General features: G+C 36.1%; 16 protein-coding genes. 3 read left to right on the forward strand and 13 right to left on the reverse strand.

What is annotated here, in order from left to right; translation table 11 throughout:
• Positions 1–56: 56 nt before the first annotated feature.
• From EKL96_RS09835 to argS, 7 genes are all read right to left on the reverse strand, one after another.
• A complete protein-coding gene (locus EKL96_RS09835; RefSeq protein ID WP_126461532.1) occupies positions 57–1,811 on the reverse strand; it encodes a M14 family metallopeptidase in 1,755 nt (584 codons plus the stop codon).
• Between the two features lie 60 nt (positions 1,812–1,871).
• A complete protein-coding gene (locus EKL96_RS09840; protein WP_126461535.1) occupies positions 1,872–3,515 on the reverse strand; it encodes a M14 family metallopeptidase in 1,644 nt (547 codons plus the stop codon).
• 273 nt (positions 3,516–3,788) lie between these two features.
• Complete coding sequence (locus tag EKL96_RS09845; RefSeq protein ID WP_126461538.1) at positions 3,789–4,715, reverse strand: magnesium transporter CorA family protein; 927 nt, start codon at positions 4,713–4,715, stop codon at positions 3,789–3,791.
• 227 nt (positions 4,716–4,942) lie between these two features.
• Positions 4,943–5,824, reverse strand: coding sequence for a bifunctional 5,10-methylenetetrahydrofolate dehydrogenase/5,10-methenyltetrahydrofolate cyclohydrolase (locus EKL96_RS09850; protein WP_126461541.1), 882 nt, complete (start codon positions 5,822–5,824; stop codon positions 4,943–4,945).
• A 77-nt stretch (positions 5,825–5,901) separates the two neighbouring features.
• The gene (gene ffh, locus EKL96_RS09855; protein WP_126461544.1) at positions 5,902–7,251 is read right to left on the reverse strand and encodes a signal recognition particle protein; all 1,350 of its coding nucleotides are present in this window, start codon (positions 7,249–7,251) and stop codon (positions 5,902–5,904) included.
• 128 nt (positions 7,252–7,379) lie between these two features.
• On the reverse strand, positions 7,380–8,096 hold the full coding sequence (locus EKL96_RS09860) for a hypothetical protein (RefSeq protein ID WP_231507371.1): 717 nt from the start codon (positions 8,094–8,096) through the stop codon (positions 7,380–7,382).
• A gap of 52 nt (positions 8,097–8,148) precedes the next feature.
• A complete protein-coding gene (gene argS / locus EKL96_RS09865; RefSeq protein WP_126461547.1) occupies positions 8,149–9,939 on the reverse strand; it encodes an arginine--tRNA ligase in 1,791 nt (596 codons plus the stop codon).
• A 229-nt stretch (positions 9,940–10,168) separates the two neighbouring features.
• On the opposite strand from argS, the gene EKL96_RS09870 reads away from it, so the two are divergent.
• On the forward strand, positions 10,169–14,455 hold the full coding sequence (locus tag EKL96_RS09870) for a T9SS type B sorting domain-containing protein (protein ID WP_158615226.1): 4,287 nt from the start codon (positions 10,169–10,171) through the stop codon (positions 14,453–14,455).
• Positions 14,456–14,652: 197 nt separating this feature from the next.
• Here the strand turns inward: EKL96_RS09870 and EKL96_RS09875 are convergent, their stop codons facing one another.
• From EKL96_RS09875 to EKL96_RS09885, 3 genes are all read right to left on the reverse strand, one after another.
• Positions 14,653–15,333, reverse strand: coding sequence for a copper homeostasis protein CutC (locus tag EKL96_RS09875; RefSeq protein WP_126461553.1), 681 nt, complete (start codon positions 15,331–15,333; stop codon positions 14,653–14,655).
• Entirely contained in the window at positions 15,334–16,329 is a 996-nt protein-coding gene (locus EKL96_RS09880; protein WP_126461556.1) for an isoaspartyl peptidase/L-asparaginase family protein, read from the reverse strand.
• Between the two features lie 151 nt (positions 16,330–16,480).
• Positions 16,481–17,488 (reverse strand): 3-oxoacyl-ACP synthase III family protein, encoded by a 1,008-nt coding sequence (locus tag EKL96_RS09885; RefSeq protein ID WP_126453562.1) that lies wholly within the window; start codon positions 17,486–17,488, stop codon positions 16,481–16,483.
• A 291-nt stretch (positions 17,489–17,779) separates the two neighbouring features.
• On the opposite strand from EKL96_RS09885, the gene EKL96_RS09890 reads away from it, so the two are divergent.
• Positions 17,780–20,191: a prolyl oligopeptidase family serine peptidase gene (locus tag EKL96_RS09890; protein WP_126461559.1), complete on the forward strand. Its 2,412-nt coding sequence runs from the start codon at positions 17,780–17,782 to the stop codon at positions 20,189–20,191.
• 206 nt (positions 20,192–20,397) lie between these two features.
• Here the strand turns inward: EKL96_RS09890 and EKL96_RS09895 are convergent, their stop codons facing one another.
• From EKL96_RS09895 to EKL96_RS09905, 3 genes are all read right to left on the reverse strand, one after another.
• Positions 20,398–21,345, reverse strand: coding sequence for an ABC transporter ATP-binding protein (locus tag EKL96_RS09895; protein ID WP_126461605.1), 948 nt, complete (start codon positions 21,343–21,345; stop codon positions 20,398–20,400).
• 103 nt (positions 21,346–21,448) lie between these two features.
• A complete protein-coding gene (locus tag EKL96_RS09900; protein WP_126461562.1) occupies positions 21,449–22,144 on the reverse strand; it encodes an OmpA family protein in 696 nt (231 codons plus the stop codon).
• A 17-nt stretch (positions 22,145–22,161) separates the two neighbouring features.
• Positions 22,162–22,638 carry a lipocalin family protein gene (locus EKL96_RS09905; RefSeq protein WP_126461565.1) on the reverse strand — a complete coding sequence of 159 codons (477 nt, stop codon included), beginning with the start codon at positions 22,636–22,638 and terminating at the stop codon, positions 22,162–22,164.
• A gap of 180 nt (positions 22,639–22,818) precedes the next feature.
• Here EKL96_RS09905 and htpG point away from each other — a divergent pair, with 180 nt between their 5' ends.
• The gene (gene htpG / locus EKL96_RS09910; protein ID WP_126461568.1) at positions 22,819–24,720 is read left to right on the forward strand and encodes a molecular chaperone HtpG; all 1,902 of its coding nucleotides are present in this window, start codon (positions 22,819–22,821) and stop codon (positions 24,718–24,720) included.
• The last annotated feature ends 458 nt before the right edge of the window (positions 24,721–25,178 follow it).

Below are 25,178 nucleotides of genomic sequence, written 5' to 3' on the forward strand. Positions count from 1 at the left end.
TTCACTCTAAAACAAATTACACGTTTGTACTGATTAAAAACCACAGTAGTATTTATCTATTTTACTTTCTCAGAGACTGTTCCGCCTTTGGCACTGGAAACGTTTACCGTTGCTCCTGAAGGATTTCCTTTAACGATCCATCTTACTTTTACATTACCCATCCCTTCAATAATAGGTACTGCAATGGTCTCTGGACTGAATTTTTGTTCTGTAAATAAATTCAAATCTTCGTTTTGAACTGTCATACCCGCTACAACGGTACTACCCGCTAAACTGATATAATTAGGACGCTCTATCTTGTTTTTTACATCATGTCGCGAATGGGTTGGAATGATCCTTGTATTCATAATTGTGGCAGTCACTGCAACTAAATCCCCTGAAAGCTTTTCAGTTTCAATACCTACAATTTCTAATTTTGGAGTCTGATACGCATGGTACAATGAAAACGCCATGTTTCTGTGTGCATCTTCCTGAATCATAAACCCCGGATGATTCCGAATGTAATTCTTTTTAGGACCTCCTATTTCAATATCGCCAAACTGCGGATGATTAAACTCCTTCCATTCTACATAGCCATCACCAAACAACAGGTATTTATCAAATTCATTGAATTCATCATTATCCCATCGTCCAGCGGTATTTTTTTGGTTAAATAACTTATAGGAAGTCATCAATTCATTACTAAAAGTAAATATCCCTCGAGTCAAAGACAAAAAATCAATTTCTCCACCATAAACAGTGTACAAGTCTTTGTGAATTACAAAATAATTATAACCGGGAATCATTTTTTCCCCTAACTTTCCAATATTATCGTACACTTCAATATCTTGTGGAGCAAATAACGCATCGTCTTCTGCAGCGCCGGGACCTCTTAAAAACATTCCGCCGTAATTATGGTAGCTTTGTGCTCCGGCAATATTGGGATGATTGATAATAAAGGCTTTTATAGCACGGGTTTCAGGAAGTGTACCTGGATAAAACAATGCCCCATTTTGAACATAATTAGGTTGCCAATTCCATCCCCAATCTCGGTTTGGATCATACGTCCCAATCAAATCCTCATTTACTAAACCATCTTTATCGTTATCTAAACCTTCATACCCTAACATTTCATAGTCTCCTATTTCATCTCCTTTGACCTGATACATGCGAGTAGGATATTTAGGATCTGTTTTCCATCGTCCTATTTTTGATTTTCTGCGCATCATCACGATATTCCCGTCGTTATCTAAATCATCAAGCGTATCTTCATTCACCAGACCGTCACCATCATTATCAAAAGGACGCATTCCTGAACGAGAGGTATTAGAGTTGTTCGGTTTGTAAATAAAATTTTCCCGCCCGTCAGGACTGATAGTCATTACAATATAAAACACCTTTTCTTTTAATAAAGTATTTATGAATTTAATAGTTTGAAAACTCTCCGCTAAATACCATGCCGTATACATGGCAACCTCAACACCTTGCATTTCATTTGCGTGAATTCCGCCATCGATATAAAAACCAGGCTTGTTTTCAACTTTATCGGAATCGAAATCAGAGATCGTTAATACCCAAAGATCTCTTCCTTCATAGGATTTCCCTACGGATTCCATTTTAACTAAATTTGGATAGGCTTTCACCAAATCTCTTCCTAGCTGAGTCACCTGTGCATAATCATGGTACTGATCCCAAGTCATTTTTACTTTGGGATTAGCAGGGGAACCAATGGCACGGATGCCATTTAAATCTTGTGGAGCAATACCATTTTTTTGAGCATTAGTAACCCAAAAAACAAAACTGAACAAGCTGAATAGTATGTATTTTTTCATTTTTTTACTTTTTATCGGTGAGGATTCAATATCCTTTTTTATTTTTTTGAAGTCAACTTATTATTTCAAATCAGCAATTACCTCTTTAAATCCTGCAGTGGCACAACCTGTAGTGATCGTCACTTTTCCTGTACCTGAAATCAACCATGAATATTCCTCTGATTCATCCGCTTGCATACTATTACGGATAAAATATTTCCTGCCAGAAACCATGATTTGATTTTTTTGGAGTAGAATTTCTGTTTTCATTTTAGAAACAAATCGGATTTTGTCTCCTATTTCAGTATAAGTAGGCAGCAACCCTTTATTGGCCACTTTTATAGTGACGCGGTATAAGTTCTCCTTTATCTTTTCTACTTCGGGAACATTTGTTTCAATTTTTGGCATGGCTGCCAAAAGTTCTTCCACAAAAAGCACATGTTTATTCGCTGTTTCTTCTAAAAATTTCACAGGTGGATTGTTCAGAGCATAAGGGATAAAACCTCCTACTTCTACTTTTTGATTTGGAAAATCAGGATGTTTAATAACTGACCAGTCAACAAAAACATTTTTTATATTTTGGCTATCAGCCCATTTTAAAAAAGAGACTTCTGAATTCAATTCCTCTTTATCTTTTTCTGCTGGCTTTTCTAATTTAGAATACAGCGAATCTTTTTTAGCCTCTACTTTAGGAACCCACCAGCCTGGTGTTGAAAAACTGAATCTCCCTGCATGGAAATAAGCGGTTTGCGCAAAATTTCCTTTGGTCATCGGCATTTTAGGGCCGCCTTTGATTGTCGCTTTTTGGGTATATAATTTAGAAACCTGCTCTGCTGCTTTACTATCTTTTTCTAACCATCCTTTAATAATTCTAGAACTAGCTAACTTACTATCATACTTTGGAGTCTCAGATAAATTATTGTGCATCCCAAAAGTAAGTACACCATAAATATTCTGATTCAAATATAAAAAATCAAGAAGTGCCCTGGTTTCTGGCTCAGAAGCTACATAAACTCCTGCCCCTTTTTCGAAAGCAGGATAGTCAAAAGTAAAATTTTTGTCGATATTGACTCCTTCTGAAAAATCTTCATTAAACATTCCGTCTTTATCGGTATCAATTCCCTCTGAAATTAAAACATACTTGCCAACCTGATTTTTTGTTGGATCTGCTTTTATTAAAACACGGGAATCCTCTGGGCTTTCAATGAAACTTCCTGTTACATCTTCAATCCGAAGTTGCGTAATTAAACCATCTTTATTTAAATCTTCAAAAGGGTCTTCGCCTATTTTACCGTCTCTGTCATCATCTGTTTTGGTATCGTTACCGCGCTTTTCCATTTTTACAGCACCAAAAGCAGCATCTATGGCATCCGGATTTACAGCAGGAACAAAATAAATCGTTTTTTCTTTTAAAATCGCAGCTAACTTCTCGTTTTTCAATACGTTATCAATCATTTTTAAGGTGATCTGTGTACCAGCACGGTATTTTCCGTCAAGCCCGGCTGTGATAAGCAAAGCTGGTTTTGGAGTGGTTGATTCGGAAATTGTTACTACCCATATTTCTCTGCCTCCACTACTTTTACCAATTGATTTTACAGTGCAATATTTACTTTTGGCGTCAAGCTCTTTTAGACTTTTAGTAAGGTTTTCATAGTTCAAGTAGTCCTTTTGAGCGTGAGTGATACCAAAACAAAGTACGAATAAAAACAGTAATTTTTTTCTCATTAGATAGTAATTTATTTGAGAAATAAATGTAGTTTATAAATTTGGCCTATCCTAAATTATGCGAAAAATATTTCATAAAGCCATCATTAACAAGGCGCTTTAACTCTAAAAAAGACCATTATTTGGTGTATACAGCTATTATTTAACCCTAAACATAGTATTATACTTTTATTTCAAAATCATTATTTTGGAAAATTAAAACTTTTTGATACACTATTAAAGTAAATCCATAGTCTCAGGAATAGTGAAATTTAAAGTTGAAATCTATTTCTATCAAAACCATCTTTTTCTTTTGAACAAAAACACACCAAAAGCAGATAATAAAACAGATACAGAAATGACAATCCAGATTCCATAACGATTGTCTTGTAAATCATTAGGCACATTCATTCCGTACAAACTGGCAATCAATGTTGGAATCATCAGAATAATCGAAATCGAAGTCATCTGCTTCATAATCGTATTCATGTTATTAGAAATCACAGAAGCGTACGCATCCATAGTTCCCGTTAAGATGTCGCTATAAATATTAGTGGTTTCCTGTGCCTGACGCAATTCAATTTCAACATCCTCCAGTAAATCTAAATCAAAATATTCTTTTTGGGACTTTATATTCTTGATTCGATGCAATAGGATATCATTCCCTTTCAAGGAAGTCATAAAGAATACCAAACATTTTTCTATTTGAAGCAACGCTTGTAATTCTTCATTTTTAATTGACTTTTCTAAATTGTCCTCGGCTAATCTTATTTTTTGATTGACTTGCTTTAAATATTTCAAAAACCAAACACTGGAAGAAAGCAATAATTTGAGCACTAAATCGAAGTTGTCTTTAATGTTTATATTCTTACGTTTGGTATAGGTTACAAAATCAGTAAGCATTTCCGTTTTATGAAAACTGATGGTAATACAAACTTCTCCTTTAAAAACAACTCCAACAGGAATCGTATGAAAAGGCAACTTCACATCATTACTCTTCACAGGAATTCGCATGATAATCAAAGTCCAACCATTTTCAATTTCTATCCTTGGTCTTTCGTCAATATCTTCAATGTCGTTATAAAATGCTTCAGGAATTTGTAATTCGTCGAGTAAATATTTTTTTTCGGCTTTGGTAGGACATTCAATATTTATCCAGCAGTTTGGAGTCCATTCAGCGGTGGCAATTAATCCGTTATTGTTTTTGTAAAAAGCTCTCATTTCAAAAATTCTATAGGTTTATGTACAGCCTCTTGAAAATCGTTCAAGCGCTATATTAGTTCAACATTTCCGAATAATAATCGTCCATTTTAAAGGTCTTTTTTTAAGTGGTACAAAAGTATTCTTTAAATTCTATTTCCGCATCAATTATCAGAATTTTATACATTTTTAAACTAAAAAAAGCCTTAAACTGGTGTCTAAGGCTTTCAATCAAAACTATTTTCTCTTTATTTATTTCTTTTCATTTCCCGTGCCAAAAGCGTATTTTTCAATAACATTGCAATGGTCATAGGTCCTACTCCACCCGGAACCGGAGTAATAAACGATGCTTTTTTACTTACATTTTCAAAATCAACATCACCGGTAATCACATATCCTTTTGGATGTGAACTATCTTCCACTCTGGTAATACCCACATCAATAACCACAACACCTTCTTTCACCATATCTGCTTTTAGGTAATTAGGAACTCCTAAAGCCGTAATAATGATATCGGCATTTTTAGTGTATTCTTCTATATTTTTGGTTCTGCTGTGCGTAAGAGTTACAGTTGAATCCCCTGGATAACCTTTGCGACTCATCAAAATACTCATTGGTCGACCCACAATATGGCTTCGTCCAATAACAACAGTATGTTTGCCCGCTGTTTCTACTTTGTAACGTTCTAACAATTCCATTATTCCATAAGGCGTTGCAGGCAAAAACGTTTCCATTTCTAAAGCCATTTTTCCAAAATTGGTTGGATGAAATCCATCCACATCTTTATCAGGATCAATAGCCATCAGAATTTTCTGCTCGTCGATGTGTTTGGGCAAAGGCAATTGAACAATGAAACCGTCTAATTCATCATCTTCATTTAGTTCTTTGATTTTTGCCAATAATTCAACTTCCGAGATGTCTTCCGCTAAAGAAACCAATGTAGATTCGAATCCTATTTGTTGACATGATCTTACTTTGCTGCCAACATAAGTCAAACTTGCGCCGTTTGATCCAACAAGAACCGCTGCTAAATGAGGCACTTTCTGCCCGTCAGCTTTCATTTTCTGCACTTGAATAGCAATCTCGCTTTTTATATCTTCCGCAGTTTTTTTTCCGTCTAGTAATTGCATTTTTATTTAGTTTAATGTATTAAAGCCGAAAGTCTTAAAGTCATTACAACTTTAAGACTTTCGGCTTTTGACTCATTTTATCTCATTCCTGGCATTCCACCTTTCATACCACCCATCATTTTCATAAGGTTTTTACCTCCTGGCCCTTGCATCATTTTCATCATCTTGCTCATTTGTTCGAACTGTTTCATCAATTGATTCACCTGTTCGATTTTGGTACCGGAGCCTTTAGCAATTCGGGCTTTTCTTTTCACGTCAATTAGAGCCGGCTTGCTCCTTTCAACTGGAGTCATCGAGTGAATAATAGCTTCAATATGTTTGAAAGCATCGTCTTCTATTTCCACATCTTTCATGGCTTTTGAAGCACCTGGTATCATTCCAACCAAATCTTTCATATTACCCATTTTCTTTACTTGTTGAATTTGAGAAAGGAAATCATCAAAACCGAATTCATTTTTGGCAATTTTCTTTTGGATTTTTCGTGCTTCTTCTTCATCAAATTGCTCTTGGGCTCTTTCGACCAAAGACACAACATCTCCCATTCCCAAAATTCTTTCGGCCATACGAATTGGATAGAATACATCAATGGCATCCATCTTTTCCCCTGTACCTACGAATTTGATTGGTTTATTAACAACTGATTTGATCGAAATTGCTGCTCCACCACGCGTATCTCCATCTAATTTAGTCAAAATAACCCCATCAAAATTTAATCTTTCGTTGAAGGTTTTTGCTGTATTCACAGCATCTTGTCCGGTCATTGCATCCACTACAAACAAGGTTTCTTGTGGCTCGATGGCTTTATGAACACGTTCTATTTCGTTCATCATTTCCTCATCGACAGCTAAACGACCAGCAGTATCGACAATCACGACATTGAATCCATTTGCTTTTGCATGTTTGATTGCGTTTTGAGCAATTTCAACCGGATTTTTATTTTCTGGCTCAGAATATACCTCCACTCCTATCGAATCTCCAACTACATATAATTGTTGAATTGCCGCTGGACGGTAAATATCACAGGCCACCAAAAGTGGTTTTTTGTTCTTTTTTGTAAGAAGATAATTCGCTAATTTCCCCGAGAAAGTAGTTTTCCCCGAACCTTGCAAACCAGCCATCAAAATAACCGTTGGATTCCCGGAAAGATTGATTCCGGCAACATCACCACCCATTAATTCTGTCAATTCATCTTTTACTAACTTTACTAGTAATTGTCCAGGTTGAAGCGTTGTCAATACATCCTGTCCAATTGCTTTTTCTTTTACTTTGGTGGTAAAATCTTTGGCGATTTTAAAGTTGACATCCGCATCAAGCAAGGCTCTTCGAACTTCTTTCAACGTTTCGGCTACATTTACTTCCGTGATTTTTCCGTGACCTTTAAGTATATGAAAGGCTTTATCTAGTTTATCGCTTAAATTATCGAACATACTTTTTTTTCTCTTTAATTAAGGCGCAAATTTAAGCATTTGATTTTGAAGTTTAAATAGTATTATAAATAAAAAGAGGCTATCTTCTTCAGATAGCCTCTTTTATTATACGATCAATTAACTTTAGATTAATCGTTGTCGTCTAAATCTGTTTCATTTTCTAGTAAATTTTTTATGAAGTCGCCAATATCGTTGTGACTATCTTCATTACCAGTACTAATTTCGATAACTCCGTCTCCATCGGTATCTAATAATAGGCCTTGGTCTGCCAAAGTTGTTAATTTATTCATTAAAGCATCAAGATGTATTTTAATGTTTAAAGACAAATCATTACTGTTGATAGTGAAATCTTTGTTTTGGTCTTCAAAATCCAATTCAAGTTCGGCATCCTCATCGCTCCAGATAATAAATGGTTTCCCATTTATGGTTCCTTTAATCAAATAAGTCTTACCATTCATTTCATCAAGTAAAGTAGATTTTTCGAATTTAAATTCGATTTCCTCATATCTCGCATTCGGAACATTTACAGAAGTAATAAATGGACTTAACGTTAGGTTTGGATCAAGCAAGTCTAATAAAAATGGCCCATTAAGTTTAACGTCATCATATTTAGGATCCATACTGTACATCGCATCTTCCATGTCGGTTTCAAATTCGATATTCCCAATATTAATTTTAAAATCAGTAAAAACTACTGTAGAGGCAGCAGTACGAGAATTTAGAGAAGTCTTAGCTGTTGTAGACACCGCGGAGGCTTTCAAGGTTACATTCCCTCCTGAAGCGGGATCATTTGTACAAGAACTTATTACAAGTGCAAGTAAAGCTAAGATTGAAATTTTTTTCATAATCGTATTTTTAAATTATTAAGTAATTATTAACGCAAAAAATATGCCATTATTACATTCTTTCTGGCACACTAATACCCAATAGTTTAAAGGAAGCCGCTATAGTATCTGCTACTTTTTTAGATAATTGAACTCGGAAAATTTTCTTTTCGAAATCTTCTTCGCCAAGAATAGGGACCGCCTGATAGAATGAGTTGTATTCCCGAACTATATCATAGGTGAAATTTGCAAGCAAAGCCGGACTGTGATGCTGTGCTGCATTTTGTATCACTTCAGGAAACAACGCTAACTGTTTCACCAATTCTTTCTCTTTTTCATGAAGTATTGCAACTTTTGATTTATTCGAAAAGTCAAAATTCGCTTTACGAATAATAGATTGAATTCTGGCATACGTATATTGAATAAACGGACCGGTATTTCCGGCAAAATCTACCGATTCTTCGGGATTAAATAGGATTCGCTTTTTAGGATCTACTTTCAAAATATAATATTTCAAAGCACCCAAACCAATCGTGTTGTATAATTTTGCTTTTTCATCAGCAGAATAGGAATCCAATTTTCCTAAATCTTCTGCGATTTTTTGCGCCGTATCTATCATTTCCTGCATTAAATCATCGGCATCAACAACCGTTCCTTCACGGCTTTTCATCTTTCCAGAAGGCAAATCTACCATTCCGTATGATAAATGAAATTGGTTTTTAGACCAATCAAAACCTAATTTTTTCAAGATAAGAAACAACACTTTAAAGTGATAATCCTGCTCATTTCCTACGGTATAAACCATTCCGCCTACATCTGGATAATCTTTCACACGCTGGATTGCCGTACCAATATCTTGCGTCATATAAACTGCAGTACCGTCAGAACGCAATACAATTTTACGGTCTAAACCTTCGTCCGTTAAATCAATCCACACGGAACCATCCGGATCTTTTTCGAAAACGCCTCTGTCTAAACCAATCTGAACAACATCTTTTCCTAATAAATAGGTATTACTTTCGTAATAATATTTATCGAAATCGACTCCAAGGTTTTTATACGAAATAGCAAAACCGTCATAAACCCATTGGTTCATAGTTTTCCAAAGCGTGATTACCTGTTCATCTCCTGCTTCCCATTTTAGTAACATTTCTTGCGCTTCCAAAATAATTGGTGCTTGTTTCTTTGCTTCTTCTTCTGTTTTACCTGCGCTTATTAATTGCGCTATTTCTTCTTTGTACTTTTTATCAAAAGCAACATAATAATTACCAACTAATTTATCTCCTTTTAATCCTGTTGATTCTGGAGTTTCTCCGTTTCCGAATTTTTGCCAAGCCAACATCGATTTACAAATATGGATTCCTCTATCATTAATGATTTGGGTTTTGTACACTTTTTTACCAGAAGCTTTAATAATCTCTGCCACCGAATATCCTAAAAGATTGTTGCGTACGTGACCTAAATGCAATGGCTTATTGGTGTTTGGTGAAGAATATTCCACCATTACGGCTTTGTCTTCAGTCCCGACGCTTCGGGATGGAGTAACGAAACCAAAGCGTAAATCGTCTTTTATTTCATTAAAGAAATCCAAATAATAGTCATCAGAAATAACAATATTTAAAAATCCTGAAACAACATTAAATCGACTCACTTCTACCATGTTTTCGACCAAATAAGTTCCTATTTTATTCCCTAGCTCTACAGGATTACTTTTGACTACTTTCAACAATGGGAAAATAACCACAGTGATATCTCCTTCAAATTCTTTGCGTGTAGTTTGAAATTCTACTTTGTCAATAGCAATGCCAAATATGGCTTGAACCGCTTTTTCGATCGAAGGCGTAAGAATTTGTGATAATGTCATTTTATGTGTTTATTTTAAGGTTACAAATATAGTATTTAATTAGAAAAATCATTTAGAAAATCGATATGGAAACTCATAATAGCATTACTAAAGATTCTATTCTTCAGAGAAGAATTTTTAGTAAATTATAGGATTAAAATTACAAATATGTTTAAAAATACTATTGCATCGTATTAATTTACTTTTTATCGGTTTTTTGTATATTTGAAATATGCAATTAATTAATAATATGAAAAAAATTCAACTCCTGTTTTTATTATTATTTAATGCCGTTTGTTTTTCACAATCGGTAACAATCAATACATCTACTTACACGGCGGATCAATTGATTAATGATATCTTAATCAATTCACCTTGTGTATCCGGAACCAATGTCACTTATAAATCCGGTTCGTTTTATGGCTCAACAAATGGTATTGGTTACTTTGAAAACAGCAATGCAAATTTCCCGTTCGCAAATGGTGTCGTTTTGAGTACCGGAGATGTTAATAAAATTATCAGTCCCAATACTACTATTTTAAGTGATGGTAATTCAGCTTGGCTGGGCGACACTGATTTGGAAAGAAATTTACTTTCTCAATCAGGAATAACTATTAATTCTATAAATGCGAGTTACATTGAATTTGATTTTCAACCAAAAACACCTAATTTTAATTTCTCCTTTGTTTTTGCTTCAGAAGAGTACGGAACCTCCCAATGTAACTTCTCTGATGCATTTGCATTTCTTTTAAAAGATGTAACGGCTGGAAGTTCAAATATAAATTTAGCCGTAATTCCAAATACAACTGTTCCGGTTTCTGTGGAGACAATAAGAGATGATGCCTATAATCAGAATTGTCCTTCTGCCAATCCTAACTATTTTGGAGCTTTTAACGGCAGTGGATTTGGTCCTGCAATAAATTTTAATGGACAAACTGTTTCAATGTTAGCTTCAGCGACCGGTTTAGATATCAACCATATTTATCGCATCAAATTAGTTATTGCCGATGGAGGAAATAATACAGGTTATGATTCTGCCATTTTTTTAGAAGCAAATAGCTTTAACATCGGACAAGATGTATTAGGATTTGATTACACAGTGACGAACAATACTGCTATTTGTCCTGGAAATACTTTACCAACATTATCTGCAATGGGTTTAAGTCCCGGAACCACTTTTGTATGGAAAAAACAAGGAATAGCATTTTCTCCGGCACAAACAGGAGAAACATTAGACCTCAACACAATTACTCCACTGGTTAGTTCCGGAATTCATACCTACAGTGTCACGTATAAAGAACCTGAATGCATCGCGGTTACCGATGAAATCATTATAGAAATTTATCCTAAGATTGGTGTATTAAATACCGTTCCTAACATTTACGCCTGTGATACCGGAGCTTCATCCTCTGATTTTGATTTAAATAAAAACAGCATAATCATTCTAGCCGGCGTTAACCAATCGTCCGGAACAGCTGGTGTTTTAGATGATTTGCCCGCAGACACTATTATTTCCTATCACCTAACTAATGGAGATGCCATTGGGAATACTGGCGCAGTACCAATCCTTCAGACGATTGCGAGTATTGAAAGTGGCAAGCAAATTTTTGTCAGAATTGAAAACCCAAATACATTATGCTATGAAATCAGGTCTTTCCAATTGCTTATTGTTCCGCCACCACAAATTGCAAATACCCCGGCAGCTGCAACATTATGCTCCAGAAATTTATCTGAAAGCCCTTTAAAAGCTAATTTCAATTTGACGTCACAAATTGCATCGATCATAGGTTCTCAAAATACCTCGGACAAGATACTTACTTTTCACTCCTCATTAGTAGGAGCTAATAACAATGCAAACATCATAACTCTAAATTCGAGCAACCAATTGTTATCGCCAAGTGCAACGTTGTGGGTGCGTTTACAAAATATTACAAATCCTAATTGTTATGTTGTTACTAGTTTTCAATTATTAGTATCTCCATTACCTAAAGTCGATGTATTAAACGATGTGTTTGTTTGTACGTCTTATACCTTACCTGTATTGCTAAATGCCGGAGCACAATATTGGACTGGAACTAGTGGAACTGGAACACAACTTTTTGCCGGAAACGTGATATCTACAACGACAACTAATTTATATGTTTTCAATCAATCCGGAGTGTGTACCAACCAAGATTCTTTTAATATTACTATTGCAAATTTAAGTACTATCACACCCGCTTCTGAAACCTATTGTACAAAATATAAGCTTCCGCCTTTGCTCTATGGTAAATATTTCACTCAAAGCGGAGGCAGTAGCGCCCCAGGAAACACACAATTAGCTGCTGGATCCACAATAAATACTCCGGGAATAAACAGGATATATGTATGGTTTGAGGACACTACGGTTACCCCGTCTTGTACACAAGAAAACCCTTTTGACATCACAATAATACCCTTTACTGCATTGCCGAATTATGTAAATCAATTTGCATGTACATCCTATATCCTGCCGGCGAATCTCAATGGCGGCGTCTACTATACAGGCAGTAGCAAGAGCGGATCTCTTTTGTCTGCAGGAACAGTAATAAATACAACTACTCAAATCTACGTCTATAAAGAAACAGCTACGTCTCCAAAAAATTGTGCTGATGAAAAAACATTTAAAGTTTTTATTAATCTATTAAGCATAACGCCTCCAACAGATGTAAATTCCTGTTCTGCCTACAAACTGCCTGCATTAACAGTAGGAGAATATCGAACTGCTCCTGCGGGTGGCGGAACAGTTATTCCTGCCGGAACATTCATTAATGCCACTACAACACTTTGGTTTTATGTCACAGGTCAAACGTGTACCGATAATTTAGATTTTACCATTACGGTAAATATTACTCCTTTACCAGTATTAGCAGATACAGATCCGCATTGCGACGTCTATTATTTACCTGCAGTAGCACATTCAGGAAATTATTTCACGGGAACTTTAGGAACCGGTGCGCTTCGGCCAGTGGGCTATCCTGTAACGACAACGCAAATCATGTATTTTTATGACAAAGCTACTTCCGGACCCTGTTATGTGCAAGAAGAATTCTTAATTACCATTAATAAATCGCCTGCAATTGATGCAAAACCGGTTGAAGTTATTCGATGTGGCCAAAATTATATTTTAGATAATTTGATAAACGGAGAATATTACGAATTTGCAGGCGGACCATCGCCCACAAATCCTGTTTTACCTCCCGGTACCATTTTGAAAACCTCAAAAACAATCTATGTTTATGCTCCTGCTACCGTCACTAACAGCTGTGTATCGGAATACAGCATATATGTTTTAGTCACTTTTGTAAATGACATAGCAGATCAATATGCCTGCAATAGTTTTAATTTACCAACCATAGTAGGGATTGGAAGTTATTACACCGCTTCAAATGGTCCCTATGGAACTGGAGTGCAATTACTGCCTCCTTATTCCCCAATAACTACCACAGCAACGCTTTTTGTATATGTAGAAAACAACAATAGAGTTACCTGCATTGATGAAGACCCTTTTATTGTCACCATTTATAACACTCCAATTATAACACCTATTACTCCTGTCACCAGATGTGAATCTTTTGAACTTCCTTCGTATACAGCTCCTGTAACACGATATTTCACTAATCCAGGTGGTCCAGGAAGCAACAACACTGAAAAATTCCCACGGGATTTCATCACTGTTTCAACCACTATTTATGGCTATGCCCAATCAGGAACATCAGGAACAGTGATTTGTCCTGCCGAAAAACCGATGGTAATTACTATCACCAAAAAACCAAAACCAGTCCTTATCGTTCCTACCATTTGTATCGATATTGATACCGGAATCACTACCGATGCCTTGATTGAAAGTGGATTTACTGCACCACAATATTCCTTTGAATGGAAAAGTGAAGATGGAACTTTAGTAGGTACAGCTGAGAATTTGTCAACAAATGAACCTGGAAACTATACGCTCACTGTTACGAACTTATCCATTTTTGGCTGTACTGCTGACAGCGTCCCTTTTACGGTTATTGAATCTTCAAAACCAGCCTCTGTAACTTATACAACCAGCGGGTGGTTCACGGACAACCAAACCATAACTGTTATTGCCGTCCCATTTGTAGGTGATGGAAGCAATTTCTTATATTCATTAGATGGAGGTTCCCCTCAAGAGCGTAATGTATTCACCAATGTGAGTTCCGGAATTCATGAAATAACGGTCAGCGATGCCAATTGCGGAACTTTCACCATTCCAGTAACAGTGAAACTTATCAACAGTCCTAAATTCTTCACTCCAAACGGAGATGGATTTAACGATACCTGGAACATCACCGGAATACCAAATCAAGAAAATTTAAAATTATATATTTTCGATCGTTATGGAAAACTATTGAAAGAACTATTGCCTAACGGTTCCGGTTGGGATGGAACTTTCAATGGATATGCACTCCCAGCGGATGATTACTGGTTTTCAATTTCCTATACTGAGGACTCTGTTTTAAAAGAATATAAATCCCATTTTTCTTTGAAACGATAAAAACTTCTCTATTATTTTATAAGGTTTTTATTAATATAAAACCTTTTTTTTGTTATTTAAATAAAAAAAGCAAAATGCTTGTAACAAACTAGCCTTTCCTTAGTCTACTCTAAATCAAAAGAAACTCATTTTAATAGTTTGTTACAAAAAGAAAAACCCGGAGTATGCCAACTCTGGGTTTTTTGATTTATAAAGTTTTACAGGGATTCTAAATTTGCTTTTAGGGCTTGGATCTCCAACTGATTTGCTAGTTCCCCTGCATCAATAATTGCGGAAGAATGATAGAAAATAGCTTTTGTTTTTTGTTTTAATGCGGTAATATTAACAGAACGCAAACCGCCGCCCGGCATAATTATAATTCGGTCAGTTGCTTTTCTAACTAAGGCTGCCAAAACATCGATACCGTCAACTACATTTGTTTCTTGTCCAGAGGTCAAAATGGTTTTAAAACCACATCCGATTAGCGATTCAAGTGCTTGAAATTTATTTTCTACTCCATCAAAAGCACGATGAAACGTACAAGGCAATGGGTTTGCCAAAGCAACTAAATCCTTATTTTGTTGTTCACTGATACTACCGTCTTCTTTTAAAATTCCAAAAACAAAACCATCAACCTGAAGTTTTTTGAATGCCAAGATTTCTGATTTCATTTGTGCCACTTCAGAATCAGAATAAACGAAATTCCCACCACGAGGCCGAATCATAACATTCAAGTCGATGGTGATTTTATCGCGAACAATTTTAGTAAGTTCTAAATCTGGCGTTGTTCCGCCCGCTGTTCTATTGACACACAATTCAACCCTGTCAGCACCACTATTTTCAGCAATTATAGCCGATTCTAAATTAAAACAGGCAATTTCCAGTTGTGCTTTTTTCATTTATTTCAAAAAATAATCGGCATCAATTAATCGGTTTCCAGATGTATCATGGACAGCATAGTTGAAACCGCCCTGAATGCAATACGAGCCATATTCTCCTTTTTTATTTAAGGCAATGAAACCAACTTGGATATCTTTTACATTTTTATTTCTTTTACGGGTCAAATTTACGATTCGGGCCACCGCTTCCTCACACGCTTTTTGTGGTGATTTTCCTTGGCGCATCAGCTCAACCACTAAGTGACAACCAGAAATCCGAATCACTTCTTCTCCATGTCCTGTGGCCGTGGCCGCACCAATTTCATTGTCTACATACAATCCAGCGCCAATAATCGGGGAATCACCCAAACGTCCGTGCATTTTAAAAGCCATTCCGCTAGTGGTGCATGCGCCAGAAAGATTACCGTCAGCATCCAATGCAATCATCCCAATGGTATCATGATTTTCAATATTGGCAATGGGTTTGTATTGGCTGGTTTTCAACCACTCTTTCCATTCTTTTTCAGATTCTTCCAACAATAAATTTTCTTTTACAAAACCTTGCGACAACGCAAACTGCAAAGCACCATCACCTACCAACATGACATGCTGTGTTTTTTCCATCACAGCGCGAGCCACCGCAATGGGATGTTTTATAAACTCCAAACATCCTACTGAGCCTATATTGGCGTTTTCATCCATGATACATGCATCAAGTGTGACGCGACCGTCTCGATCTGGTCTTCCGCCATAGCCTACGCTCCGTTCCGTAGGATCGGCTTCTGGAATTTTTACTCCGGCTTCGACAGCATCTAAAGCTCGTCCGTTATTTTTTAAAATTTCCCAAGCGGCTGCATTCGCTTGGATTCCAAAATTCCATGTCGAAAGCACAATAGGTTTACTTCCTTTTTTAGATGAAAAATCATTTTCTTCCTCTGGTTTCCCTTTGAATGAATGTAAAGCCATAGCTGCGGAAGCGAAAGCAGCTGTTTTCAAAAAATTTCTACGATTAGTCATTTTGATTGTATTACTATTGGTTGCATCACTTTTGAACTATAAATATAACGGTTCCTCTTTAAATAAAAAAAACCTGCACAATAATTTGCGCAGGCTTAGACTATTTATCAAAGAACAATTGGAATCGACATACGATTTATTGTACTACTATTTACCATTTAATAATGGCGCTACCCCAAGTAAATCCACTTCCAAAAGCGGCTAATACAACCGTATCTCCTGATTTTATTTTGCCTTTTTCCCATGCTTCAGTCAAAGCGATTGGTATAGAAGCGGCGGTAGTATTACCGTATTTCTGAATATTATTATAGACCTGATCATCGGTCAAGTTGAATTTCTTTTGGATAAACTGTGAAATTCTCAAATTTGCCTGATGCGGAATCAACATATTAATATCCGAAACCTGCAAATTATTTGCTTGTAATCCTTCATTAATTACTTCGCTAAAACGAACCACTGCATTTTTAAATACAAATTGTCCGTTCATGTACGGGAAATAACTCTCATCATCCGGATCATTATCTGCCAAGATATCTGTTATCCAACGGCCTCCCATTCCGGGCGCTTTTACAATTAATTCTTCGGCGTGCTGCCCTTCAGAATGCAAGTGTGTGGATAAAATTCCTTTGGTCAAATCCTCTTCTCTGCTCAAAACAGCCGCTCCTGCACCATCTCCAAAAATTACTGAAACCCCTCTTCCGCGCGAGGTCATATCCAATCCGGTAGAATGAACTTCTGATCCAATTACCAATACGTTTTTATACATGCCAGTCTTGATATATTGATCTGCCACTGATAAAGCATAAACAAATCCAGAACATTGATTTCTTACATCTAATGCGCCTACGGTTCTTAACCCTAAATCCCGTTGCACTAAAACGCCTGGACCAGGGAAATAATAATCAGGGCTTAATGTGGCAAAAACCACAAAATCGATGTCTTCCTTAGCAACACCAGAACGCTCAATAGCAATTTTGGCAGCTTTCACTCCCATAGAAGTCGTCGTGTCTTCTCCTTTTATAATATGTCTTCGCTCCTGAATTCCAGTTCTTTCCTGAATCCATTCATCATTAGTGTCTATAATTTTGGACAAATCGTCATTAGTCACTACGTTTTCGGGAACATAATAACCCAATCCTGCTATTTTTGAATGATACATATATTATTGTTATTTTATTAAAATACGAGTACAAATTTAAAACATACTTGAAAATATGAGCACACAAATTACTACTTTTTTAGCAATTTACAACTTTTATGCTTTTTTGCGCAATTTCTTGTTATACTTACAAATACAATCTGTTGAAGTGCTTAAAAATAATACTATTGTGACCTCATCCGGATCTGACTCAAACGTTAAAAAAAAGTTTTTGTTTCCAAATGTAACAAGATTGATTTATTTTAGACCAATTATTGACACTGCCAATGCTAATTTAAAATCATTCAAATTATGAAGTTAAAAATTCCATTTTTTTTATTTCTTGGACTGAGCTTAACCACTTTTGCACAAGAAAACTTAACCTATCAAAAACCATCTCAGTCCATATTGGATTTAGCGGATTATGAAAGAGCACCTTCAGTATCGATGGATACTAAAAAAGAATACATGTTGCTTACGTACAGAAATACGTATAAATCACTGGACGATTTAAACCAAGAAGAACTGCGTTTGGGTGGATTGCGGATTAATCCAATTACAAATATTTCCAGTACTGTTACATACGTGAACAACCTGAAATTACGCAAAATAAAAGACAAAAATGAAGTACAGGTTACAGGTTTGCCAACGAATCCTCGTATCAGTACTATCGGTTGGTCTCCAAATGATACAAAAATCTCATTTTCGCACACCACAGCTTCCGGAGTAGAACTTTGGGTTATCGATGTTGCTTCGGCGAAAGCCACCAAATTAACGGAAGCAACAGTGAATGCTAATATTGGAAGTCCGTTCAGCTGGATGAATGACAACGAAACTATTTTGGTGAAAATGTTACCAAAAAACAGAGCAGCTCTTTTGGATGCCAAAAAAGATTTACCAACCGGTCCGATAATTTCAAACGCCGATGGTGTAAAATCGCAGAACAGAACTTATCCGGATATGTTGAAAAACAAGAATGATGAAATCAATTTTGAGAACATCATGACTTCTGAATTGTACAAAGTAAACCTGAACGGAACAGCAACTTTATTCAAAAATGCAGCTATGTATGCGGGAGAAAGTTTTTCCCCTGACGGCAATTATCTAATGCTGACTACGATTCAAAAACCCTTTTCATACATTGTCCCGTTGAGTCGTTTTCCTTCAAAATCAGTAATCTATGACAAAGCTGGAAACGAAGTAAAAGTAGTCAATGAAGTGCCGCTGACGGAGATTATTCCTAAAGGATTTATGGCCGTTCGAAAAGGAAAAAGAAACATGAGCTGGAGAACCGACAAACCCGCAACATTAACTTATGCTGAAGCTTTAGACGGTGGAGATCCTGCAAACAAAGTGGAATTCAGAGATGAAGTTTTTCTTTGGAACGCACCTTTTAATCTTTCCGCTACTTCATTGGTAAAAACACCACAACGCTACGACCGAATAATTTGGGGAAATGATACCGTGGCTATAATTACAGATGAATGGTATGATACCCGTAATACCAAAACGTATGCAATAAATCCCTCGAATCCAAGTCAGGCTCCAAAAGTAATTTTCGACAGAAATTCACAGGATGTATATTCTGATCCTGGAAATTTTGAAACCAGAAAAAACCAATACAACAGGTATGTTTTGGCTATCGAAAATGACAATGCATATCTTATTGGTAATGGATTTACTAAAAACGGGCAATTCCCGTTTATAAGTGAATTTAATCTGAAAACGTTGCAAGCAAAACGGTTGTATACTTCGACTTACACCGATAAAAAAGAAGACGTTTTGGAGATTGAAGACTTCAAAAAAGGAACGGTTTTAGTCCAAATCCAGTCTAAAAATAAATACCCTAATTATTACCTTAGAAATATTAAACAAAAAAACAAACTAACACCAATTACCGCATTCAAAAATCCTTTTGAAAGTATCAAAAATGTGAGTAAAGAAGTGATTAAATACAAGCGTAAAGATGGTGTTGAATTATCCGGAACGTTATATTTACCTGTTGGTTATGACAAAATCAAAAAAGAGAAAATGCCATTGTTGATTTGGGCTTATCCAGCTGAATATAAAGACAAAAATTCAGCAGGACAAAGCACACAAAACCCGAACGAATTTACATTTCCTAGTTATGGATCGTTCGTATATTGGGTAACCAAAGGCTATGTCGTTCTTGATGACGCTGCTTTTCCTATCATTGGAGAAGGAACAACGGAGCCCAATGATAATTTCATGATGCAATTAGTTGACAATGCAGAAGCCGCCATCAATGCCGTGGATGCTTTAGGATACATCAACAGAAAAAAAGTAGCTGTTGGAGGTCACTCGTATGGTGCTTTTATGACCGCTAATTTACTAACGCATTCTAATCTTTTTGCGTGTGGAATCGCTCGAAGTGGTGCTTACAACAGAACGCTAACACCTTTTGGTTTCCAGACCGAACAACGCAACTACTGGGAAACTCCTGAAGTGTATAACACGATGTCACCATTTATGAATGCGGATAAAATGAAAACGCCCATGCTTTTGGTACACGGTGAAGCAGATAATAATCCGGGTACTTTCACTCTGCAAACCGAACGTTATTTTCAAGCTTTGAAAGGGTTAGGTGCTCCGGCAAGAATGGTAATTCTGCCAAAAGAAGCACACGGTTATGTAGCCAAAGAAAATATTTTGCATTTGCTTTGGGAACAAGACCAGTTTTTAGAAAAGTATTTAAAGAATTAATTCTAAAAAGGGTTCAGTGATCAGTTATTGAGTGATCAGTAAGTTCTACAAAAAAAATTAACATAGCACAAAACCCCAAATTCACTTTGACTTTGGGGTTTTTGTTTATTACTACTTTTATAAAAGTTGAAAACGACTTCTACTTTCGATAGTTGTCAGAACTGAAAATCACTGAATACTGAGCACTGTTTACCGAATACTAATCATCAGGATAACATCAAATATACTTCCTGATTTAATGCTAATTCCGAATCATGTTCAAAAAAAATCGCTCTTCTTTCGAAAGCTGCTTTGACTAAATAATGACTTCCTTTAAAATAACATTGTTTTACGACTACTTTCATAATGGCGTTGTCCACCACTTTTAATTGATGCGGATACAATAAAAGCGGCTGATCCGCTTCATCCACAAGTTCAATTAATTGAGACAATTTTAACTCATTGACTTCCCCAAAAAGCGAAGCTATATATTTATTAGCTGGGTTTTGATACAGTGTTTTTGAGTTTCCTTTTACTACCACTTTTCCGTTTTGAACCACAATAGTTTCATCAGAGAAAGACAACGCATCGGTGCTGTCATGTGTGGCAATAATACAGGTAATCTCTTTGTCTTTTAAATACCTAAATAAATTGCGACGCAACGAATTTTTCCGAAAAGAATCAATTTGACTGAACGGTTCATCGAGCAAAATAATTTCGGGTTCTAATGCTAAAACTCTTGCCAAGGCTACTCGCTGCTGCTGTCCGCCGCTTAGGAACTTCGCTTTTACTTTTGCGAAAGCAGTCATTTCGACCATTTCTAACAGCTCTTGGACTCGAGCTTGCTTTTGTTCCGGATGCATATTTGACAAGAACTTGCCCACATTTTCTTCAACGGTTATGTACGGCATCAAATCGAAATCCTGTGCTAAATATTTAATATAATCTTCTCCCGGTATCAGATTGTATTTGGGACCCAAAATAGGTTTGTCATTATAGGTAATTGTTCCGTTATCCAAATCATATAATCCGTATATGAGTTTTAGCAACGTACTTTTACCGCAACCGCTTTCGCCAATAATAGCGGCGTTTTCCCCTTTTGCAATGGCAAAACTAACCTCTTCTATTACGGGCTTTTCAATGTAAGTAAAGGATATGTTTTTTATCTCGAGCATCATCTGTAATTAAGACTGCAAATTTACAATGTTTTATTGCAATTTGGACACAAAAAAAGGCTGCTTCTTGACGAAACAGCCTTTGTTTTTTGGTATTTTATACTTAATTTTTTCCTTCGGATTCAGCATCTTTAATCATTTTATCGTTTGCAGTAATCGCAAATTCAACACGACGGTTTTGACTTCTGCCATCAACTGTTTCGTTGGAGGCAATTGGATCTGCAATTCCTAAACCAGTCACTTGAAATCTACTGGAAGAAACCCCTTTGCTAGTTAAATAATTTCTAACTGATGCCGCTCTTTCTCCTGAAAGTTTCAAATTGTAATCCGCTGGACCTGTGCTGTCAGTATATCCGTAAATCGTAATATCAGTATCCGGATATTCTGAAAAAACAGGAACTAATTTATCTAAATTTGCTTTAGCACTGGCCGTCAATGAAGATTTATTAGTATCAAAACGCACTGCATTTTCATTCAAAACCAGTTTAATACCTTCTCCTACACGAACGACTTCAGCTCCAGGAAGTACTGCATCTATTTCTCTTGCTTGTTTGTCCATTTTGTTACCAATAACTCCACCGGCAACTCCACCAACAACTCCACCAAGTACAGCTCCCATTGCTCCATTACCGCCTTTTCCAAGATTGTTTCCAAGAACACCTCCCAGAACGGCTCCGGCAACAGCACCTATTCCAGCTCCTCTTTGGGTTTTATTGGTGTTTTTGATTGCTTCACAACTGGTAAACATTGAACCTATAATCATTATTGTTGCCATTGCAACTATTGAAATCTTTTTCATATCGCTATTTTTATTAATTAATTAACTTTCTGGAACTGATACACGACATCCGTCATTTTTCCTCCTACATCGATTTTATCGATCAATTGAAAAGAAGTTTCCGTTTGGTTTGCAAGGCGTAAAATATAACCGTCTCTCACTTTTCGCGCTTTTTCACCTGCATCAAGTACTTTCAATACAAATTGCTCGTCATTGTTAACAAACCATGTAATTGGTGAACTAAACGAAACACAATTTGCTTTGGTCAAAGCCATATTCCCTTTGTTATTATTCGAAATAAACTTCCACGTACTTCCAATAAAGCATTCGGAATCCGCAAGTTGAAACGTATTCACTTTAATATATTGTGAACCTGGATAGGTTACCGCGCTAATCACCCAGTCTCCTTTCATCATGACCTGAGCTTTTCTATCGGTGTTCGTACTCGTTACCGATGTTGACTTACATGCAAACATTAAAACCGCTAATGTGCATAATAAAATGATTTTTTTCATCGTTTGAAATTTATGTAATTAATGTTTTAACAAAGATACAAAGCAATAAAAACAAAATAGTTTCAAAATTAAATTATTTTATATCATAATTAACGCCTGCGCCAATTTGTCACTTCAACAATAATTGGTATTCTATTTGAAAGTATTTTATCCATAAAAATAAACTTAAAAATTCAAAATATGACAACAGGTAAAATTAATGTTTCGGTAGAAAACATCTTTCCCTTAATCAAGAAATTCTTATACAGCGATCACGAAATTTTCTTGCGTGAATTGATTTCGAACGGGACAGATGCAACTTTAAAACTGAAGCATTTAACCAGCATTGGCGAGGCCAAAGTAGAATACGGAAACCCAATTATCGAGGTAAAAATCGACAAGGAAGGCAAAAAACTACACATCATCGATCAAGGTCTGGGAATGACAGCTGATGAAGTGGAAAAATACATCAATCAAGTTGCTTTTTCTGGAGCTGAAGAATTTTTGGATAAATACAAAGATTCTGCTAAAGATTCTGGAATTATTGGCCATTTTGGTCTTGGTTTCTATTCTGCTTTTATGGTTGCTGAAAAAGTGGAAATCATCACTAAATCTTTCAAAGACGAGCCAGCTGCGCACTGGACTTGTGATGGTAGCCCGGAATTTACTCTAGAACCTGCTGACAAAACTACTCGCGGAACAGAAATTATCTTGCATATAGCCGAAGATTCTTTGGAATTTTTAGAAGATTCAAAAATCAATCAGTTACTGAACAAATACAATAAGTTCATGCCTATTCCAATTAAATTTGGAACCAAAACAGAGAAAATAGAGCAAAAAAAGGGTGAAGAAGTTGCTGCAGAAGATAAAGACAAAATTTTTACTGAAGTAGAAGTTGACAACATCATCAACAACCCAAACCCGGCTTGGACGAAACAACCAACGGAGTTATCAGATGCTGATTACAAGGATTTCTACAGAGAAATATATCCAATGCAATTTGAAGAACCGTTATTCCACATTCATTTAAATGTAGATTATCCGTTCAACTTAACCGGTATTTTGTATTTCCCAAAATTAGGTTCGGATTTACAAATTCAGAAAGACAAAATCCAGTTGTATCAAAATCAAGTGTACGTAACGGATAATGTTGAAGGAATTGTACCTGAATTTTTGACTATGTTAAAAGGAGTTATAGACTCACCGGACATTCCGTTGAATGTATCTCGTTCTGGATTACAAGCGGATGCTGCGGTGAAGAAAATCTCCAATTACATTACGCGTAAAGTTGCCGATAAATTGAAATCGTTGTTTACTGAAAACCGTGAAGATTTTGAACAAAAATGGAACGATATCAAAATCGTTTTGGAGTACGGAATGCTTTCCGAAGATAAATTCTACGAAAAAGCAGGAGCATTTGTTTTGTATCCAACAGTGGATGGAAAATATTACACCTTAGAAGAATTAAAAGAAAACCTTGCAGCAAATCAAACGGATAAAGACGGGAAATTAGTGGTTTTATATGCTGGAAACAAAGAAGCACAACACTCTTATATCGAAATTGCAAAAGACAAAGGATATGAAGTTTTATTGTTGGATTCTCCAATTATCTCGCATTTAATTCAAAAAATTGAAGGCGACAACAGCAACATGACTTTTGTACGTGTGGATTCGGATCATATTGATAATATAATCAAGAAAGAGGAAACTACTATTTCTAAATTATCGGAGGAAGAGCAAACCAACCTAAAAACTGTTTTAGAAGCCATTGTTCCTAAACAAAATTATTCGGTTCAACTGGAAGCTTTAGATAGCAATGCTTCGCCATTTATCATCACGCAACCTGAATTCATGCGTAGAATGAAAGAAATGAGTCAGTCTGGCGGCGGTGGAATGTTCGGTATGGGAAATATGCCGGAAATGTATAATTTAGTGGTGAATACTAATTCTGAATTGGCAACCAGCATTCTAAACAACAAAGACAAAGACGCTCAGGAAAGTTTGGTCAAACAAGCGCTTGACTTAGCGAAGTTATCACAAAACCTATTAAAAGGAGAAGCATTAACGGCTTTCGTGAAAAGAAGTTTTGAGCTGATCAAATAAGCAGCGAACCCATTTTATCAACTAAAATTATGTGAATCGCTTATTCCGAACGTGCTTCGGAATATCCAACATACTAAAGCTGTCCAATCTTGGGCAGCTTTTTTTTTGGAGCAGAACGATTGTTTTCCAGAATCACTTTTGTCCCGCTATGCGCTGCAATCTTTGCTTTTGGCTACCGCCAAAACAAAGGATTTTCACTTCTATCGGGGCTATTTAGAGCGTTTTTGTTTTCAAAATAACATTCATCAAAACCACTCAAACCAGTTCACTTATTAAATAATCATTTTAACTATTTGTAACGAATTATTTATATATTTGAATTAATAACAAAGTCTGATGTTTATCATACCTATCCACCCAAAATTGGGTGGATAGGTATGGTGGACATGCTAACTTAGCCATCACATTAAGTTAAGAAATAATCTTAATTTTAGCCTATGAAACAAGTCCGCAAAATT

It is taken from the genome of Flavobacterium sp. LS1R10, assembly GCF_003968825.1.
Lineage (GTDB): Bacteria > Bacteroidota > Bacteroidia > Flavobacteriales > Flavobacteriaceae > Flavobacterium.

Coding starts and splice junctions, on each gene's coding strand:
- EKL96_RS09835 (WP_126461532.1), bottom strand. CDS start 1,811: ATGAAAAAATACATACTATTCAGCTTGTTCAGTTTTGTTTTTTGGGTT.
- EKL96_RS09840 (WP_126461535.1), bottom strand. CDS start 3,515: ATGAGAAAAAAATTACTGTTTTTATTCGTACTTTGTTTTGGTATCACT.
- EKL96_RS09845 (WP_126461538.1), bottom strand. CDS start 4,715: ATGAGAGCTTTTTACAAAAACAATAACGGATTAATTGCCACCGCTGAA.
- EKL96_RS09850 (WP_126461541.1), bottom strand. CDS start 5,824: ATGCAATTACTAGACGGAAAAAAAACTGCGGAAGATATAAAAAGCGAG.
- ffh (WP_126461544.1), bottom strand. CDS start 7,251: ATGTTCGATAATTTAAGCGATAAACTAGATAAAGCCTTTCATATACTT.
- EKL96_RS09860 (WP_231507371.1), bottom strand. CDS start 8,096: ATGAAAAAAATTTCAATCTTAGCTTTACTTGCACTTGTAATAAGTTCT.
- argS (WP_126461547.1), bottom strand. CDS start 9,939: ATGACATTATCACAAATTCTTACGCCTTCGATCGAAAAAGCGGTTCAA.
- EKL96_RS09870 (WP_158615226.1), top strand. CDS start 10,169: ATGAAAAAAATTCAACTCCTGTTTTTATTATTATTTAATGCCGTTTGT.
- EKL96_RS09875 (WP_126461553.1), bottom strand. CDS start 15,333: ATGAAAAAAGCACAACTGGAAATTGCCTGTTTTAATTTAGAATCGGCT.
- EKL96_RS09880 (WP_126461556.1), bottom strand. CDS start 16,329: ATGACTAATCGTAGAAATTTTTTGAAAACAGCTGCTTTCGCTTCCGCA.
- EKL96_RS09885 (WP_126453562.1), bottom strand. CDS start 17,488: ATGTATCATTCAAAAATAGCAGGATTGGGTTATTATGTTCCCGAAAAC.
- EKL96_RS09890 (WP_126461559.1), top strand. CDS start 17,780: ATGAAGTTAAAAATTCCATTTTTTTTATTTCTTGGACTGAGCTTAACC.
- EKL96_RS09895 (WP_126461605.1), bottom strand. CDS start 21,345: ATGCTCGAGATAAAAAACATATCCTTTACTTACATTGAAAAGCCCGTA.
- EKL96_RS09900 (WP_126461562.1), bottom strand. CDS start 22,144: ATGAAAAAGATTTCAATAGTTGCAATGGCAACAATAATGATTATAGGT.
- EKL96_RS09905 (WP_126461565.1), bottom strand. CDS start 22,638: ATGAAAAAAATCATTTTATTATGCACATTAGCGGTTTTAATGTTTGCA.
- htpG (WP_126461568.1), top strand. CDS start 22,819: ATGACAACAGGTAAAATTAATGTTTCGGTAGAAAACATCTTTCCCTTA.